We start from the raw sequence: 18,607 nt of genomic DNA on the forward strand, positions 1-18,607 counted from the left end.
CAAAAATCGGCTCAGTGAGTGTGCGTGCAGGCCTCTACATGCCAGGCCTGGTAGCGTTGCAGCATAACGAGGCGATCAAGGCCATGAAAGACCGCCTGAAGGCCAACGGCAAGGCCCCCAAGCAGATTATCTGTGCGGCGATGCGCAAGCTGCTGCACTTCGTTTACGGTGTGCTCAAGTCGGGCCAACCCTACGACCCGAAACTTGCGCTTGCCCGGTGAGGTTCAAGACGGTATCTACAAGGGCGAAGCTGTGTCATAGCCAGCAATGATGTTGAATGTGACGGCCTCTTCGCTGGCAAGCCAGCTCCTACAGGGGCGGCGTTATGCTTTTTGGCTTTGTCGTCGGTCTTCCCGCGGGCACCGCTCAAACCGCGCCCGATAACTGCGGGTGAAATACGACGGCGACTCAAACCCGCAGGCGATACTCACCTCCAGTACGCTCATGTCGGTCTGACGCAACAATTGCCGGGCCTTTTCCAGCCGCAATCGCAGATAGAAATTGCTCGGTGTGTCGTTCAGGTGCAGGCGGAACAAACGCTCCAACTGCCGGCGCGTCACCTTGATCGATTCCGCCAGTTCCAGCGTGCTCAACGGCGGTTCGCTGTGCTGTTCCATTTCGCCAATAACGTGAACGAGTTTCTTATTGCTGATGCCATACCGCGTGGCGACCTCCATGCGCTGGTGGTCTTTGCGTGGGCGAATGCGCCCGAGTACGAATTGTTCGCTGACCTGGATCGCCAGTGCCGGGCCGTGGGCCTGGGCGATGAGGTCGAGCATCAGGTCGATGGAAGCGGTGCCGCCCGCCGAAGTGATACGCCGGCGATCGATCTCGAACAGTTCCTGGGTGACGCTGAGCTGTGGGTAAGACTCCTTGAAGGCGTCGATGGCTTCCCAGTGCAAGGTCAGGCGATGGCCGTCGAGCAGGCCGGCCTCGGCGAGGACGAAGCTGCCGGTGTCGATGGCCCCGAGGGTCACGCCTTCGTTATCCAGGCGGCGCAACCAGTGCTCCAGTGCCGGGGTGGCGAATTTCAACGGTTCGAAACCGGCGACCACCAATAGGGTTGCACCTTTTTTCAGCGGTTCCAGCGCCGCGTCGGCGTTGACCGACATGCCGTTGCTGGCCAATACCGCGCCACCGTCGGCGCTCAGCACGTGCCAGCGATACAGCTCGCCGCGGAAGCGATTGGCGACCCGCAGCGGCTCGATGGCCGAGATGAACCCGATGGCCGAGAAACCCGGCATCAACAAAAAGTAGAAATCCTGGGACATGAAGCGCACTCGGTTGGCGGGTAGCGTTTTGACGTTGATACGCCAGTTGTCGACGGCATTCAAGAGCGCAGGTCGCCGCAGTGCAAGAGCTGGTCGCCGTAGTGCGCTTTCACGGGGTCTATGCTGCGTAACTTGTCATCACCGGCGCACGGCGCATCCGGTCTTACGAATAGCTGCTCAATTTTGGCGGCGTCTGTTGCCCTCAAGCTGCGTTGCCGCTCCTCGTCATAGCGGGCTATGACTCGTCGCGGCGCCTTGCCTGAGGACAACAGCCACTCGCCAAAATATGAGCGCTATCCGCAAGACCGGATGCAGATGCCGGAATCCACAATAACGTCTGCCGAGGAACCCGAGATGAAACGACTGATCAGCAGCTGTGTTCTTGCACTCAGCGGTACCGCTTTCTTGAGCGCCAGTGTCATGGCGGCCGAACCCGCCTCGTGCCAGAACGTACGCATGGGCGTCGTGAACTGGACCGACGTGATCGCCACCAGTGCCATGACCCAGGTTCTGCTCGACGGCCTCGGCTACAACACCAAGCAAACCAGCGCATCCCAGCAAATCATCTTCGCCGGGATCCGCGACCAGCGCCTGGACCTGTTCCTGGGCTACTGGAACCCGTTGATGACCCAGACCATCACGCCTTTCGTCCAGGCCAATCAAGTCAAGGTGCTGGAAGCGCCCAGCTTGAAAGATGCCCGCGCCACCCTCGCCGTTCCGACTTACCTCGCCGACAAGGGCCTGAAAACCTTTGCCGACATCGCCAAATTCCAGAAAGAACTGGGCGGCAAGATCTACGGCATCGAGCCTGGCTCGGGCGCCAACACCCAGATCAAGGCGATGATCGCCAAGAATCAGTTTGGCTTGGGCAAGTTCCAGCTGGTCGAGTCCAGTGAGGCCGGCATGCTCGCCGCGGTGGATCGCGCCGTGCGGCGCAAGGAAGCGGTGGTGTTCTTCGGTTGGGCGCCGCACCCGATGAACGTTAACGTGCAGATGACTTACCTCACTGGCAGCGAAGACGCCCTGGGCCCGAACGAAGGCATGGCCACGGTCTGGACCGTCACATCGCCGACATACGCCGAACAGTGCCCGAACATTGGTCGACTGCTGAGCAACCTGACCTACACCGCCGAAGACGAGAGCCGGATGATGCAGCCGTTGCTGGAGCACAAGGACGCTTTCGAATCGGCCAAACAATGGCTGAAGGATCACCCGCAAGACAAGCAACGCTGGCTTGAAGGCGTGACGACCTTCGATGGCAAACCGGCGGCTGACAACCTGAAACTGACCACCCAATAAACCCGATTGAACCACCGATTCGCAGCCCGACCGGGCTGCGGACGGAATCATCACGCCTGCAAGGAACCCGACTCATGAACCACGACGTCATCATCACCTGCGCACTCACCGGTGCTGGCGACACGACCGCCAGAAGCCCACACGTGCCGGTCACCCCGAAACAAATAGCCGCAGCCGCCGTGGAAGCCGCCAAGGCCGGTGCCACCGTGGTTCATTGCCACGTTCGCGATCCGCAAACCGGTAAATTCAGCCGTGATGTGGCGCTGTACCGCGAAGTGATGGAGCGCATCCGCGAGGCGGACGTCGACATCATCGTCAACCTCACCGCCGGCATGGGTGGCGACCTGGAAATCGGCGCGGGCGAGAACCCGATGGAGTTCGGCCCCAATACCGACCTGGTCGGCCCGCTGACCCGCCTGGCCCACGTCGAAGAACTGCTGCCGGAAATCTGCACCCTCGATTGCGGCACCCTGAACTTCGGCGACGGCGACACAATCTACGTGTCCACCCCGGCGCAACTGCGTGCCGGCGCCAAACGCATTCAAGAGCTGGGCGTCAAGCCTGAGCTGGAGATCTTCGACACCGGCCACCTGTGGTTCGCCAAGCAGATGATCAAGGAAGGCCTGCTGGACAACCCGCTGTTCCAGCTGTGCCTGGGCATTCCGTGGGGTGCGCCGGCGGACACCACCACCATGAAAGCCATGGTCGACAACCTGCCAGCCGACGCGGTCTGGGCAGGGTTCGGCATCGGTCGCATGCAGATGCCGATGGCGGCACAAGCGGTGCTGCTGGGCGGCAACGTACGGGTCGGCCTGGAAGACAACCTGTGGCTGGACAAGGGCGTGCTGGCGACCAACGGCCAACTGGTCGAACGTGCCTCGGAAATCCTCAGCCGCCTCGGCGCCCGGGTCCTGACGCCGGCTGAAGGCCGGACAAAAATGGGCCTGACCAAGCGCGGCTAATCCCAACACAAAACCTCTGTAGGAGCGAGGCTTGCCCGCGAAGAGGCCGGTACATCCGCCACATACTCCGCGGCTGGACCACCGTCTTCGCGAGCAAGCTTCGCTCCTACAGGGCATCACCAAATTCTTTAGGACGTTGCCATGACCTTTATCACCGAAATCAAAACCTTCGCCGCCCTGGGCAGCGGTGTGATCGGCAGCGGCTGGGTCTCCCGCGCCCTCGCCCACGGCCTCGACGTCGTGGCCTGGGACCCGGCACCCGGCGCCGAAGCCGCCCTGCGCAAGCGCGTCGCCAATGCCTGGGGCGCGCTGGAAAAACAAGGCCTGGCACCCGGCGCATCACAGGATCGCTTGCGCTTTGTCGCCACCATCGAAGAGTGCGTTCGCGACGCGGATTTCATTCAGGAAAGCGCGCCTGAGCGGCTGGACCTGAAACTGGAACTGCACAGCAAAATCAGTGCGGCGGCCAAACCGAATGCCCTGATCGGCTCCAGTACCTCAGGGCTGTTGCCGAGTGAGTTTTACGAAAGCTCGACCCACCCGGAACGCTGCGTCGTCGGGCACCCGTTCAACCCGGTTTATCTGCTGCCGTTGGTCGAAGTGGTGGGTGGCAAAAACACTGCACCTGAAGCCGTGCAGGCCGCGATGAAAGTCTACGAGTCCTTAGGCATGCGTCCGCTGCATGTGCGCAAGGAAGTGCCGGGCTTTATCGCCGACCGCCTGCTCGAAGCGCTGTGGCGTGAAGCGCTGCACCTGGTCAACGATGGCGTGGCGACCACCGGGGAAATCGACGATGCCATTCGTTTTGGCGCCGGCCTGCGCTGGTCGTTCATGGGGACTTTCCTGACCTACACCCTGGCCGGTGGCGATGCGGGCATGCGCCACTTCATGGCGCAGTTCGGCCCGGCATTGCAGTTGCCGTGGACGTACCTGCCGGCGCCGGAATTGACCGACAAATTGATCGACGATGTGGTGGATGGCACCAGTGATCAGTTGGGCACGCACAGCATTTCAGCGCTGGAGCGCTATCGTGATGATTGCCTGCTGGCGGTGCTTGAGGCGGTGAAAACCACCAAAGAGAAGCATGGGATGGCGTTCGCCGAATAATTATCCAGCAGGACCGGCCCTTTCGCGGGCAAGTCGGATCGCCGCACCGCTCGCTCCTACAAGGATAACGCGCATTCCTGTAGGAGCGAGGCTTGCCCGCGAAAGCGGCAGTCCAGTCACCACACTTCTTGGATCACTCACCATGCCCACCCTCACCACCTACCAAACCACAATCATCCCCGACTGGGTCGACTACAACGGCCACCTGCGCGATGCCTTCTACCTGCTGATCTTCAGCTACGCCACCGACGCACTGATGGATCGGCTGGGTATGGACAGCCACAACCGCGAAGCCAGCGGCAACTCGCTGTTCACCCTCGAACTGCACCTCAACTACCTGCACGAAGTGAAGCTCGATGCCGAAGTCGAAGTGCACACGCAGATCATCGGCCACGACAGCAAGCGCCTGCACCTCTACCACAGCCTGCACCTGGCGGGCGATGACAAGGAACTGGCCGGCAATGAACAAATGCTGCTGCACGTCGACCTCGCCGGGCCGCGATCCGCGCCCTTCAGTGAAGAGACCTTGAGCAAGCTGCAAGCCATCGTCGCCGAGCAAGCCGACTTGCCCACCCCCGCCTGCATTGGCCGCGTGATCGCACTACCCCCGGTAAAATAACCACCCCCGAACAAGGAGATCGCCATTGAACACCGCCGCCGCTTTTGCCGACTTCCGTACTTACCCGTTGATCAGCGCGCTGGCTGGCGTGCAGGCCCTGACGGATCGCGTCCAGGTGAAGTGGGCCGACGACCGTGTCAGCCCCTTTCATCACCAATGGCTGCGGGACAACTGCCCGTGCCCGCTGTGTGTCTACACGGTGACCCGCGAGCAAGTGCTGGAAATCGTCGATGTGGAAGAAGATCTCGTTCCCGCAGAGACGAGCGTCGACGCGCAAGGCTGCCTCTGCGTCGCATGGCAGGACGGCCACCGCAGCCGCTTCGATCCGGGCTGGCTACGGGCCCACGCTTATGACGATGAGTCCCGTGCCGAACGCCGCGCCGGCAAACCGCAAGCCAGGCTCTGGCACAGTGATTTGCAGTTGCCGGTATTCGACTACCAGGCACTGATGAACGACAACGACGCCTTGTTGCAGTGGCTGTTGGCGGTGCGCGACATCGGCCTGACCCAGGTCCGTGGCGTGCCCACCGAGCCCGGCTCGCTGAAGCTGATCGCCCAGCGGATTTCCTTCATCCGCGAGAGCAATTTCGGTGTGCTGTTCAACGTGCAATCCAAGGCCGATGCCGACAGCAATGCCTACACCGCCTTCAACCTGCCGCTGCACAGCGACCTGCCGACCCGGGAGCTGCAACCAGGGCTGCAATTCCTGCATTGCCTGGTCAATGACGCCGAGGGTGGCGAGAGTATTTTCGTCGACGGTTTTGCCATCGCCGAAGCCTTGCGCCAGGAAGATCCCGAAGCGCTCCAGGCCTTGTGTGAAATCCCCGTGGAGTTTCGCAACAAGGACCGTCATAGCGACTACCGCCGCCTCGCGCCGATCATCGCTTTGGACGCTTTTGGACAGGTGTCGGAAATCCGCATGGCGAACTTCCTGCGCGGCCCGTTCGATGCGGCGGTGGAACAGATGCCCAAGCTGTATCGCGCTTATCGCCGGTTCATCGCCATGACTCGCGAGCCTCGATTCCGGCTGATGCAGAGGCTCAATCCCGGGGAGCTGTGGTGTTTCGACAATCGCCGTACGCTCCATGCGCGCAATGCTTTCGACCCGGCCACTGGCGCGCGGCATTTCCAGGGTTGCTATGTTGACCGGGATGAATTGCTGTCGCGGATCCTCGTTTTACAACGTTAGACCGCGTCATATTCTTCGCGGGCAAGTCGGATCGCCGCACCGCTCGCTCCTACAGGAGATCGCATACCTCTGTAGGAGCGAGGCTTGCCCGCGATGGCGTCCGCACAGGCAACACAAATCTCCTGGATTCACAGGCAAAAAAAACCCCGATCAAGCCGTGACAGGATCGGGGCAGAGGTGGGTAACTGTTGAGGAGCCGTTGCGCGAGGGTGACCAAACCTTCGTGAAGCCAGCTGAATCCAGTGTGCCCCGTCCTCTCTTTGGAAAGTTAGCCGAAAACGACATGTTCATAGCCATTGCGGTCATTGCGACAAATTGCCCTTGCCGCCACCCCGGGCCCCAACCAGAATCGAGCCAAGACAACGTTCCCTGAAGAAGGATTGCGTCATGATGCACGCTGATTTGATTGACCAGGAAGACCTGTTGGGCCAACTGAAGTCGTTGGGTTTTCAAGTACCGAACGGTTCCACCGCCGAGCAGGCTTGCGAGTGCGCGGTGCGAGGCTTGAACGATGAACGGGCGATAGTGCTGCGGACCATGGTCAAGCAGATGTACACCAGCAGCGCGACCATCCTGCCCGCCGTGCGCCAGGCCATCGACAGGCAATTGCTGCCGGCATTGGCGGAGTACCAGCAAAGCCGTAGCACCTGACAAAAGATCCAAAGATCGCAGCCTTGATCGTTCCCACGCGCTGCGTGGGAACACCTCAACGGACGCTCCGCGTTCGGCCTTTTTGGGACGCGGAGCGTCCCGGGCTGCATTCCCACGCAGAGCGTGGGAACGATCAAGCCGTACCGTCTGACAGGACGCCTTCGCGGGCTTGCTCGCGAATGCAGGCGCCTCGATCTACAGCCTTACGCTGGCGAACGTCGACTCATTACGCGCCTGACTCAACGCCGACAACGGCCCCGACAACGGCGACAGTACCAGTGCCTGTGGCAGCGGCATCATCGCCACTTGCTGCGTGGTATTGGAACCGACGCGTTCGTCACGCGGCGGAATGCCGAAGTATTCGCGGTAGCACTTGGAGAAGTGCGGCGTAGACACAAACCCACACACCGACGCCACTTCGATGATCGACATCGGCGTTTGCTTGAGCAACTGCCGAGCGCGGATCAGGCGCAGTTTCAGGTAGTAACGCGACGGCGAGCAGTGCAGGTATTTCTGAAACAGCCGCTCCAGCTGACGACGGGACACGGCGACGTACACCGCCAGTTCGTCGAGATCGATCGGCTCTTCCAGGTTGGCTTCCATCAGCGCGACGATTTCCTGCAGCTTCGGCTGGTTGGTGCCGAGCATGTGCTTGAGCGGTACACGCTGGTGATCCTGCTCGTTGCGGATGCGCTCGTAGACGAACATTTCCGAGATCGCGGCCGACAGTTCACGTCCGTGATCGCGGCTGATCAGGTGCAGCATCATGTCCAGCGGTGCGGTGCCGCCGGAACTGGTGAAACGGTTACGGTCCAGGGTGAACAGGCGCGTACTCATGGCGACGCGCGGGAAGGCTTCCTGCATCGAGGCCAGGCATTCCCAGTGCACGCTGCAGTCGAAACCGTCCAGCAGGCCGGCGCACGCCAGGGCCCAACTGCCGGTGCACACCGCGCCGAGACGGCGGGACTGACGGGCCTGGCTTTGCAGCCACGACACGTGTTCGCGAGTAACGGTACGCTGGATGCCGATGCCGCCGCAGACAATGATGGTGTCCAGGGCGGGCGCTTTGTGCATGGAGCAGTCGGGGGTGATCTGCAGACCGTCACTGGCCCAGACCTGACCGCCATCGACGGTGATCGTGGTCCAGCGATACAGTTCGCGACCGGACAATTGGTTGGCCATGCGCAGGGGTTCTACTGCGGAGGCCAAAGAAATAAGCGTGAAATTGTCCAGCAGCAGAAAGCCGATGGATTGAGGCGCACGGTTCTGGGGTTGGGCCCCGGAGTTGAACGTCGTCATCGCGGTATCTCCTCACACAAAGCGGGTGATGGCCTCAGGCGGAGGCTCTTGTTATTGCCATCGTTCTCGCGTGGGAGACGGGCTTTGTAATGACAGAGCAATTGCCATGCCTAAATTTGAATGCGCGTTCAATAACTCCTGAAAACGACGTCGCGATGTGTCTGGATATGACGCAAATAGACTGTGGGATTTATGTGCCATCAAGGGCTGAAAGCGCGCTGTCCCGTTACCTGTGAGCAAATCGGTAGCACTTGTGGGAACAGGGCTGCGACGGGGCTGGGAAGAGTGTCACCGCAAGCACAGGTGACGGGCGGTCAAGGCTGGTTTTGAACCAGACCCTCGGGTCGGTGGCTTATCTGTAAGCGACGCGCCAAAACGTGGCGCGTTTTAGATTGTGTGTTCATTTTGAGCGCAGTTTTGACTGGTCTGACGCTGTCTGTAGGAGCCGGCTTGCTGGCGAACCGGGCGGCGCGGTGTATCCGATACACCGCGTTCACCTGTAGGAGCTGGCTTGCCAGCGAAGGCGGCGTGTCAGTTGCCAGTGATATTGAATGTGCCGCCGTCTTCGCTGGCAAGCCAGCTCCTACAGGGGGTTGCGGCGTGTCAACATTCAACGGCGCTGACCGCCAATCCACCCCGCGATGTCTCTTTATATTTGTCATGCATATCGGCCCCGGTATCACGCATGGTCCGGATCACCCGATCCAGCGAGATAAAGTGCTGACCGTCCCCCCGCAGCGCCATCTGCGCCGCGTTGATCGCCTTCACCGCCGCAATCGCATTACGCTCGATGCACGGCACCTGAACCAACCCGCCCACCGGATCGCAAGTCAGACCGAGGTTGTGTTCCAGGCCGATCTCCGCCGCGTTGCACAGCTGTTCCGGCGTGGCCCCGAGAATCTCGGCCAACCCGGCCGCCGCCATGGCGCAAGCCGAACCGACCTCGCCTTGGCAACCGACTTCCGCACCGGAAATCGAAGCGTTCTTTTTGCACAGGATCCCCACCGCCGCCGCACTGAGGAAATAGTCGACCACGTTGGCGTCCGTCACCGCTTCGCTGAATTTCATAAAGTAGTGCAGGACCGCCGGAATGATGCCCGCCGCGCCGTTGGTCGGTGCCGTGACCATGCGCCCGCCAGCGGCGTTTTCTTCATTGACCGCCAGAGCGAACAGGTTGACCCACTCCATGGCACTCAGGGTCGAACCAATCACGTTGGGCTTGTTCAACTCCTGCAGGCTACGATGCAGCTTGGCCGCGCGTCGGCGCACATTCAGGCCGCCGGGCAGGATGCCTTCGTGCTTGAGGCCCTGTTCGACGCAATCCTGCATCGCGCGCCAGAGCTTCATCAGGCCGGCGCGGATTTCTTCTTCGCTGCGCCAGACCTTCTCGTTGGCCATCATCAATTCGGCAACACGCAGGTTGTGTTGCTTGCACAGACTGAGCAGCTCGGCGGCGCTGGAGAAGTCGTACGGCAACACCGTGCGATCCAGGTCCACCACTCCGCTGCTGGCTTGTGCTTCATCGACGACAAACCCGCCGCCGATGGAATAGTAGGTATCGCGATGCAGCTCACCGTCATCACCCTCGGCAACCAGGGTCATGGCGTTGGGATGGAATGGCAGGTTTTCGTCGATCAGACGCATATCCCGGGCCCAGATGAACGGCACCGGCAGACGCCCATCGAGCAACAGCGTGTCGGTTTCGCGCAGGGTGGCGATGTGGAGGCCGATCTGCGACGGATCGATCGCGTCCGGCCACTCGCCCATCAGGCCCATGATCACCGCGTTATCGCTGCCGTGTCCGATGCCGGTGGCCGACAGCGATCCATATAGCTGCACCTCGACGCGCCGCACTCGCTCCACAAGCCCCTGCTCACGCAAGCCTTGCACGAACAACGCCGCGGCCCGCATGGGCCCCACGGTGTGCGAACTGGAAGGGCCAATACCGATTTTGAACAGGTCGAAAACGCTGATAGCCATTACTGCCGAACTCCTGGATGTGCCAACTCCAGACGCAAAAGCGCCTGGTGACGGAGCTGCTACGCTCAAGCTGCAATCCGCCGGTATGGCTGCATCATCAGGCTTTTACTCTGTCATTCGACGTCTGACACCGACGTACTCTTGTCCACAAACGCCGCGTGCGTTTTACGCTGTGTTTTCGGCGTTTTTTTGCGGTTCAGAGCAACGAACAGGGCTGAAAAAAGCTGTAAGCGACGTCACCGACACTGGATGCGACCCTCCCTGTACTGGTTACGACGCACCCTGTAGGCGTCAGATTTTCACTGGTACATGATCGTATCGACTCGATTGCAAGGCGCCGTGGTAGAGATGTCTCCAAAACGCCATCCAACCGCAACCTATAAGTGCGGTGGTCCAGTCGGAACACTGCCAAAAAAAACACCAAGGAGTCCATTCATGAAAGGTTCCCCGCCGTTGTTGTTGGCCGCCATGCTGAGTCTGCCGTTTCTGGCCCAAGCCGCCGAACCGGCTCAGTGCAAAACCGTGAACTTCTCCGATGTCGGCTGGACTGACATCACCGTGACAACCGCCACCACCAGCGTCGTGCTCGATGCCCTGGGCTACAAGACCAAGACCACGATGATTTCCGTGCCAGTGACTTACAAATCCCTGGCCGATGGCAAGAACATGGACATATTCCTGGGTAACTGGATGCCGACCATGGAAAACGACATCAAGGCCTACCGCGATGCCGGCACCGTGGACACCCTGCGCGCCAACCTGGAAAACGCAAAATACACCCTCGCCGTCCCCGAAGAGTTGTATAACAAGGGTCTGAAGGATTTTGCCGACATCGCCAAGTTCAAGAAAGAACTCGACGGCAAGATCTACGGCATCGAACCGGGCAACGACGGCAACCGCCTGATTCAGAGCATGATCGACAAGAACGCCTTCGGCTTGAAAGACGCCGGCTTCAAGGTGGTCGAATCCAGCGAGGCAGGCATGCTCTCGCAAGTCGATCGCGCCCAGCGCCGCAACACCGCCGTGGTGTTCCTGGGCTGGGAACCGCACCCGATGAACACACGTTTCAAGATGAAATACCTGACCGGCGGCGACGACTTCTTCGGCCCCAATTTCGGCCAGGCGACCATCTACACCAACACCCGCAAGGGCTACGTTCAGGAATGCAGCAACGTGGGTCAGTTGCTGAAAAACCTGGTGTTTACCCTCGACATGGAAAGCACCCTGATGGGCAACGTCCTGGACGACAAAATGAAGCCTGACGCGGCCGCCAAGGCCTGGCTGAAAAAGAATCCACAGGTCCTCGATACCTGGCTCGCTGGCGTGACCACCATTGACGGTAAACCAGGCCTGGAGGCCGTTAAAGCCAAGCTCGCTCAGTAATCGCTTACGCCGGGGGAGGTAACTTCCCCGGGCTGTTTATTTCCTTGCATGCGGACGTTCACTACCATGCTGATTGATCAGAAAATACCTTTAGGCCAGTACATCGCAGGCTTCGTTGAATGGTTGACGCAAAATGGCGCCAGCACTTTCGACGCCATCGCCGTGTCACTGGAAACGATGATCCACGGCGTGACTTTCGCGCTGACCTGGTTCAACCCGCTGGCATTGATCGGCCTCATCGCACTACTGGCACACTTCATTCAACGAAAGTGGGGGCTGACCGTTTTTGTCATCGCCTCCTTCCTGCTGATCCTCAACCTGGGGTACTGGCAGGAAACCATGGAAACCCTCGCCCAGGTGTTGTTCGCCACCCTGGTCTGCGTGCTGATCGGCGTGCCATTGGGCATCGTCGCCGCGCACAAACCGATGTTCTACACAGTGATGCGTCCGGTACTCGATCTGATGCAGACCGTGCCGACCTTCGTCTACCTCATTCCTACCCTGACCCTCTTCGGCCTGGGTGTGGTCCCGGGCCTGATCTCCACGGTGGTGTTCGCGATTGCCGCGCCCATCCGCCTGACTTACCTGGGTATTCGCGATGTCCCGGAAGAATTGATGGACGCTGGCAAGGCCTTTGGCTGCTCGCGACGTCAGCTGCTCTCGCGAATCGAACTGCCCCACGCCATGCCAAGCATCGCGGCCGGTATCACCCAGTGCATCATGCTGTCGTTGTCGATGGTGGTGATCGCGGCACTGGTGGGCGCCGACGGCCTGGGCAAACCCGTGGTCAACGCACTGAACACTGCTGATATCGCCCTGGGCTTCGAAGCAGGCCTGGCGATCGTACTGCTGGCGATCATGCTCGACCGTATCTGCAAACAACCCGACGCCAAAGTAGGGGGTGACGCATGAGCATTATTCGCTTCGATAACGTCGACGTAATTTTCTCCAAGGATCCACGCGAGGCACTCAAGCTGCTGGATCAGGGCATGACCCGTAACGAGATCCTGAAAAAGACCGGGCAGATCGTTGGGGTCGAAAAGGCCAGCCTGGACGTCGAAAAGGGTGAAATCTGCGTACTGATGGGCCTGTCCGGCTCCGGCAAGTCCAGTCTGCTGCGCTGCATCAACGGCCTCAACACCGTCAGCCGTGGCAAGTTGTTCGTCGAGCACGAAGGCAAGCAGATCGACATCGCCTCTTGCACCCCGGCAGAACTGAAAATGATGCGCACCAAGCGCATTGCGATGGTGTTCCAGAAGTTCGCCCTGATGCCTTGGCTGACCGTTCGCGAGAACATCAGCTTCGGCCTGGAGATGCAGGGTCGTCCGGAGAAGGAACGGAAAAAGCTGGTCGATGAAAAACTCGAACTGGTGGGCCTGACCCAGTGGCGCAACAAGAAGCCCAACGAGCTTTCCGGCGGTATGCAACAACGTGTGGGCCTGGCCCGCGCGCTGGCAATGGACGCCGACATTCTGCTGATGGACGAACCGTTCTCGGCCCTCGACCCACTGATCCGCCAGGGCCTGCAAGACGAACTGCTGGAGCTGCAAAGCAAGCTGAACAAAACCATCGTGTTCGTGAGCCACGACCTCGATGAAGCACTGAAGCTGGGCAGCCGTATCGCGATCATGAAAGACGGTCGAATCGTCCAGTACAGCAAGCCGGAAGAGATCGTCCTCAACCCTGCGGACGACTATGTGCGGACCTTCGTCGCCCACACTAACCCACTGAACGTACTGTGCGGTCGCAGCCTGATGCGCACCCTGGACAACTGCAAACGCATCAACGGCTCGGTTTGCCTCGATCCGGGCGGCGATTCCTGGCTGGACCTGGCCGAAGGCAACACCATCAAGGGCGCACGCCAGAACGGTGCCAGCCTGGTCCTGCAGAACTGGATTCCAGGGCAAGCGGTGGAAGGGTTGGGACGTCGGCCGACATTGGTGGATTCCAACATCGGCATGCGCGATGCGCTGCAGATTCGTTACCAGACCGGCAACAAGCTGGTGCTGCACGATAACAACAAGGTGGTCGGGATTCTGGGTGACAGCGAGCTGTATCACGCGCTGCTCGGCAAGAACCTGGGGTAAGGCAACACACACAAAAACGCCGCGAGATGATCGCGGCGTTTTTGTGATCGTTCCCACGCTCCGCGTGGGAATGCCGCTCGGGACGCTCCGCGTCCCTTTGCAGACGTGACGCGGAGCGTCACAGGATGCATTCCCACGCAGAGCGTGGGAACGATCAACGAGGCACAAAAAAGGGGCTCAACTTGAGCCCCTTTGCGTTCCCACGCAACGCGCAGGAACGATCAACTCGCTACTCAGCTATAGACGCGGCCAAGGAGCTGCCGATGGCTTTCAAACTGATCGAGCACGTCACGGGTGATCTGATCCTGGGTGAAGCCCATCAAGTCATAGTCCTGGCTGCCGTTGTGCAGGTACACCTCCGCGCGGTAGTAACGTGCGCGGGGTTCCTCGGCACTTTCAGCCGACACCGTGTCGCTCGCCGCCGCCAGATAACCATCCAGGCTCACTTCGTAGACAAAGGGGTTGCCCTCCTCCATCTCGATGCGCACGCCCATGCAGCGCTTGGCCTTGCCCAGCAGCGTCTGCACGTCCAGCCCCTGCCCGCGCAATTGCACCGCAGCCTCTTCCAGCGCCGGGCTGACGTGTTTGTCCATGAAGCGTTGCACGATCGACTGGTTCGGTTGCAGGTCCAGCTGAGTCAAACGCTCGCTGAAACCACGACGACCACGGGCGGCGAGTTCCGCTTGCTCCTGTTCGATCTGCACATCCTGGCGCATGGCCTTGTGCAAGCCGAACATAAAGCACACCAGCACCACCGAGAACGGCAGGCCGGCCAACACCACCATGGTTTGCATGGCTGCGAAGTTACCGGCAAACAACAGGCCGATGGTCACCAGCGTAATGATCACGGACCAGAAGATCCGCAGCCAGTGCGGCGCATCTTCGTCGACATTGCCGCCCTTGCACGAAAGGTTGGCCATCATCACCGCGCCGGAATCCGCCGGGGTCAGGAACAGCACGAAGCCGACGAAGATCGATACGCCGATCACCACCTTCGACGCCGGGTAATGCTCCAGCAACTGGTAGATCGCCATGGACGGCTGTTCCAGCGCCGTCTTCCCGAGCTCCACCGCCCCATGGTTCATCACCAGGTCCAGGGCCGAATTACCGAAGATCGACAGCCACGCCAGGGTGAAACCCAGCGGGATCAGCAACACGCCGGCCACCAGTTCACGCACCGTGCGACCACGGGAAATACGTGCGATGAACATGCCGACGAATGGCGCCCAGGAAATCCACCACGCCCAGTAGAACAGGGTCCACAGGCCCAGCCAGCGGTCGGACTTCTCACTGTCGCCTTCGTACACATAGAGGTCGAAGGTCTTCAGCACCACGCTGTTGAGGTAGTCACCGACGTTTTGCACGAAGCCGTTGAGCAGGTGCAGGGTCGGGCCAAACAGAAGCACGAAAATCAGCAGACCGCTGAACAACACGATGTTCAGGTTGGACAGACGGCGAATGCCGTTTTCCACTCCGGACACGGCAGCTATCGTCGCCACGGTGCTCATCACGATGATCACGATCAGCAGGTTGGTGTTGCTGTGCTCCATGCCGAACAGGTTTTCAAGGCCCGACGACACTTGCAGCGAACCAATCCCCAGGTTCGTCACCAGACCCAGCAGGGTCACGAACATGCCGAAGCCGTCGACCGCATGCCCGGCCGCGCCTTTGACCCAGCGCTCGCCCACCAGCGGATACAACGCCGAACGCAAGGCCAGCGGCTGGTTGTGCCGGTAAGCAAAGTAGGCAACGGCCAAGCCGACCAAGGCATAGATCGCCCAGCCATGCAGGCCCCAATGCAGGAATGTCAGCTGCACCGCCTGACGGGCGGCAAGGTTGCTGCCGGCCACGCCTTCCGGCGGATTGAAGTAGTGGTCCAGCGGCTCGGATGCACCGAAGTACAGCAGCGAGATGCCGATACCCGACGAGAACAGCATCCCCGCCCAGGCACCGTAGCTGAAATCCGGGGTGTCGTCCTTGCTGCCCAGTTTGAGCTTGCCATAGGAGGAAAACGCCAGGCCGACCACGAATACCAGGTAGGCGGCGATCACCACCATGTAGTACCAGCCGAAGCTGCGGGACAACCAGGCCTGGGCCATACCGAGCAGTCTGCCGGCCTCTTGCGGGGCGATAATCAGAATGGCGGTCAACAGCAGGATCAGCGCGGTAGAGGTGTAGAACACCCAACCGTTGACCGTCACCTTCTCGGGCGGGGTCTTTATTAGAGAGGCAGAACTCATGGCACAGGGGCTCCGGCAGTGCGAGAGAAAGACACAAGGCAACGCGATACCCGACCAATCGGTTAGAGGGGCAGCCGACCGACGGGTGATATAAAGACACCCCGAAAAAAGCCCGATCCCCAGGAACGCCAGCGCGTATAGGTTTCGAGCAGTTTTGGATGTCGGTTTTTCGCCATTTACATGTAGGAAAAATCTGTACACAGCGACGAATTGTCGCAGATCTTATTCTTTGTTGATTGAACGTTCAATCAAAACAAAATAGACTGGCCTTCAACCCGACAGACGTTTTACGTCCAGCGGAAGGCCTAAGGAGATGTGCAAGATGCCCAAGGTCGGTATGCAACCCATCCGTCGCCAGCAGTTGATCGAAGCCACGCTGCAGGCGGTAGATCAGGTCGGAATGGGGGACGCCAGCATTGCGCTGATCGCCCGTTTGGCCGGTGTCTCGAATGGCATCATCAGTCACTACTTTCAGGACAAGAACGGCCTGATCGCCGCCACGGCGCAGTATCTGATGAGTGTCCTCAGCGAGAACGTCACCGCGCGCCGTCAGGCGCTGGAGGACAACAGCCCGCGGGCTCACCTCCAGGTGATTGTCGAAGGCAACTTCGACGCCAGCCAGGTCAATGGCCCGGCAATGAAAACCTGGTTGGCCTTCTGGGCCACCAGCATGCACCACCCGTCATTGCACAGGTTGCAGCGGATCAACGATCACCGCCTGTATTCCAACCTGTGCTGCCAGTTCCGCCGTGTATTGCCGCTCGATGACGCGCGCAGTGCAGCTCGAGGCCTGGCAGCCCTCATTGACGGTTTGTGGTTGCGCGGCGCGCTGTCGGGAGATGCTTTCGACACCGAGCAGGCGCACCAGATCGCTTACGAATACATGGATTTCCAACTGGCAAAGAAGGTGAGCTAGAGCACACATAAACGCTCAGCCCCTGAACCGCCACTGAACAGCGCCGCCAACGCTACACGGCACGCACCAGTGGTCAACGCCAACCTACTTATGCACTTGCGAGGACTTTATGGCCCGTTTCGAACTGCAAAAACTCTACATCGATGGCGGCTACAGTGACGCCAGCAGCGACGCCACTTTCGAAGCCATCAACCCGGCTAACGGTGAAGTCCTCGCAACCGTACAACGTGCGACCAAGGAAGACGTCGAGCGCGCTGTGGTCAGCGCCGAAAAGGGCCAGAAAATCTGGGCCGCGATGACCGCCATGGAGCGTTCGCGCATCCTGCGTCGCGCCGTGGACATCCTGCGCGAGCGCAACGATGAACTCGCCGCCCTGGAAACCCTGGACACCGGCAAGTCGTTCTCCGAAACCAAGTATGTCGACATCGTCACCGGTGCTGACGTGCTGGAATACTACGCTGGCCTGGTACCGGCCATCGAAGGCGAGCAGATCCCGCTGCGCACCACGTCTTTCGTCTACACCCGTCGCGAGCCGCTGGGCGTCGTGGCCGGTATCGGCGCGTGGAACTACCCGATCCAGATCGCCCTGTGGAAGTCCGCGCCAGCCCTGGCGGCCGGTAACGCGATGATCTTCAAGCCAAGCGAAGTCACCTCCCTGACCACGCTGAAACTGGCCGAGATCTACACCGAAGCCGGCGTTCCGGCGGGCGTGTTCAACGTTCTGACCGGCAGCGGCCGCGAAGTCGGCACCTGGTTGACCGAGCACCCGCGCATCGAGAAAATCTCCTTCACCGGCGGCACCGACACCGGCAAGAAAGTCATGGCCAGCGCTTCGGGCTCGTCGTTGAAAGACGTGACCATGGAACTGGGCGGCAAATCCCCGCTGATCATCTTCGACGACGCCGACCTCGATCGCGCCGCCGACACTGCGATGATGGCCAACTTCTACAGCTCCGGCCAGGTCTGCACCAACGGCACTCGCGTGTTTGTGCCGAGCCAGCTGAAAGCGGCTTTCGAAGCCAAGATCGCTGAGCGCGTTGCCCGCATCCGCGTCGGCAACCCGGAAGACGAGAACACCAACTTCGGTCCGCTGGTCAGCTTTGCCCACATGGAAAGCGTGCTGGGCTACATCGCCAAGGGCAAGGAAGAAGGCGCTCGCCTGCTGTGCGGCGGTACTCGCCTGACCGAAGGCGAATTCGCCAAGGGCGCGTTCGTCGCGCCGACCGTATTCACCGATTGCACCGACGAGATGACCATCGTTCGCGAAGAGATCTTCGGCCCGGTGATGAGCATCCTGACGTACGAAACCGAAGAAGAAGTGATCCGTCGTGCCAACGACACCGACTTCGGCCTGGCGGCTGGCGTCGTCACCAAGGACCTGAACCGCGCTCACCGGGTGATTCATCAATTGGAAGCCGGTATCTGCTGGATCAACGCCTGGGGCGAGTCCGACGCCAAGATGCCGGTCGGTGGCTACAAGCAGTCGGGTGTTGGTCGTGAGAACGGCATCAGCTCGCTGAACAACTTCACACGCATCAAATCGGTACAGGTCGAACTGGGCGATTACGCCTCGGTTTTCTAAGGCGGCATTTGATTCGCCTGAA

General features: G+C 60.3%; 15 protein-coding genes and 1 pseudogene. 12 read left to right on the plus strand and 4 right to left on the minus strand.

Features of this window, described 5'->3' with window-relative positions; all coding sequences use genetic code 11:
* Positions 1-221: pseudogene (locus F8N96_RS15210) on the plus strand (IS110 family transposase); the annotation flags it as partial.
* 102 nt (positions 222-323) lie between these two features.
* Here the strand turns inward: F8N96_RS15210 and F8N96_RS15215 are convergent.
* Entirely contained in the window at positions 324-1,271 is a 948-nt protein-coding gene (locus F8N96_RS15215) for a GlxA family transcriptional regulator (RefSeq protein ID WP_150798495.1), read from the minus strand.
* 354 nt (positions 1,272-1,625) lie between these two features.
* Between F8N96_RS15215 and choX the strand changes: the two genes are divergently transcribed.
* The 6 genes from choX (at position 1,626) to F8N96_RS15250 (ending at position 7,098) form a co-directional block, all read left to right on the plus strand.
* Positions 1,626-2,570 carry a choline ABC transporter substrate-binding protein gene (gene choX, locus F8N96_RS15220; RefSeq protein WP_150798496.1) on the plus strand — a complete coding sequence of 315 codons (945 nt, stop codon included), beginning with the start codon at positions 1,626-1,628 and terminating at the stop codon, positions 2,568-2,570.
* 74 nt (positions 2,571-2,644) lie between these two features.
* The gene (locus F8N96_RS15225) at positions 2,645-3,532 is read left to right on the plus strand and encodes a 3-keto-5-aminohexanoate cleavage protein (protein WP_123359160.1); all 888 of its coding nucleotides are present in this window, start codon (positions 2,645-2,647) and stop codon (positions 3,530-3,532) included.
* Between the two features lie 141 nt (positions 3,533-3,673).
* A complete protein-coding gene (locus tag F8N96_RS15230) occupies positions 3,674-4,639 on the plus strand; it encodes an L-carnitine dehydrogenase (protein ID WP_150765253.1) in 966 nt (321 codons plus the stop codon).
* 142 nt (positions 4,640-4,781) lie between these two features.
* On the plus strand, positions 4,782-5,258 hold the full coding sequence (locus F8N96_RS15235) for a thioesterase family protein (RefSeq protein ID WP_150798497.1): 477 nt from the start codon (positions 4,782-4,784) through the stop codon (positions 5,256-5,258).
* A 25-nt stretch (positions 5,259-5,283) separates the two neighbouring features.
* Positions 5,284-6,447 carry a gamma-butyrobetaine dioxygenase gene (locus F8N96_RS15240; protein WP_150798498.1) on the plus strand — a complete coding sequence of 388 codons (1,164 nt, stop codon included), beginning with the start codon at positions 5,284-5,286 and terminating at the stop codon, positions 6,445-6,447.
* A 387-nt stretch (positions 6,448-6,834) separates the two neighbouring features.
* On the plus strand, positions 6,835-7,098 hold the full coding sequence (locus F8N96_RS15250) for a hypothetical protein (protein WP_150798499.1): 264 nt from the start codon (positions 6,835-6,837) through the stop codon (positions 7,096-7,098).
* A 195-nt stretch (positions 7,099-7,293) separates the two neighbouring features.
* Here F8N96_RS15250 and F8N96_RS15255 read toward each other — a convergent pair whose 3' ends face one another.
* Positions 7,294-8,397: a GlxA family transcriptional regulator gene (locus tag F8N96_RS15255; protein ID WP_046029844.1), complete on the minus strand. Its 1,104-nt coding sequence runs from the start codon at positions 8,395-8,397 to the stop codon at positions 7,294-7,296.
* A 603-nt stretch (positions 8,398-9,000) separates the two neighbouring features.
* Positions 9,001-10,377 carry an L-serine ammonia-lyase gene (locus tag F8N96_RS15265; RefSeq protein ID WP_150798500.1) on the minus strand — a complete coding sequence of 459 codons (1,377 nt, stop codon included), beginning with the start codon at positions 10,375-10,377 and terminating at the stop codon, positions 9,001-9,003.
* A gap of 435 nt (positions 10,378-10,812) precedes the next feature.
* On the opposite strand from F8N96_RS15265, the gene F8N96_RS15270 reads away from it, so the two are divergent.
* From F8N96_RS15270 to choV, 3 genes are all read left to right on the plus strand, one after another.
* A complete protein-coding gene (locus F8N96_RS15270; RefSeq protein WP_150765248.1) occupies positions 10,813-11,760 on the plus strand; it encodes a choline ABC transporter substrate-binding protein in 948 nt (315 codons plus the stop codon).
* Between the two features lie 66 nt (positions 11,761-11,826).
* On the plus strand, positions 11,827-12,672 hold the full coding sequence (gene choW / locus F8N96_RS15275; RefSeq protein WP_038983589.1) for a choline ABC transporter permease subunit: 846 nt from the start codon (positions 11,827-11,829) through the stop codon (positions 12,670-12,672).
* Positions 12,669-13,847, plus strand: a complete 1,179-nt coding sequence (gene choV, locus F8N96_RS15280) for a choline ABC transporter ATP-binding protein (protein ID WP_150798501.1) — start codon at positions 12,669-12,671, stop codon at positions 13,845-13,847. The genes choW and choV overlap by 4 nt, the downstream gene beginning before the upstream one ends.
* Before the next feature lie 233 nt (positions 13,848-14,080).
* On the opposite strand, the gene F8N96_RS15285 is transcribed toward choV, so the two are convergent.
* Entirely contained in the window at positions 14,081-16,030 is a 1,950-nt protein-coding gene (locus F8N96_RS15285) for a BCCT family transporter (protein WP_224789619.1), read from the minus strand.
* Between the two features lie 379 nt (positions 16,031-16,409).
* On the opposite strand from F8N96_RS15285, the gene betI reads away from it, so the two are divergent.
* The gene (gene betI, locus F8N96_RS15290; protein WP_150798503.1) at positions 16,410-17,003 is read left to right on the plus strand and encodes a transcriptional regulator BetI; all 594 of its coding nucleotides are present in this window, start codon (positions 16,410-16,412) and stop codon (positions 17,001-17,003) included.
* 109 nt (positions 17,004-17,112) lie between these two features.
* A complete protein-coding gene (betB, locus tag F8N96_RS15295) occupies positions 17,113-18,585 on the plus strand; it encodes a betaine-aldehyde dehydrogenase (protein ID WP_150798504.1) in 1,473 nt (490 codons plus the stop codon).
* Positions 18,586-18,607 lie beyond the last annotated feature (22 nt).

Origin of the sequence: Pseudomonas fluorescens (assembly GCF_902497855.1) — a bacterium.
Taxonomy (GTDB): Bacteria; Pseudomonadota; Gammaproteobacteria; order Pseudomonadales; family Pseudomonadaceae; genus Aquipseudomonas; species Aquipseudomonas fluorescens_BI.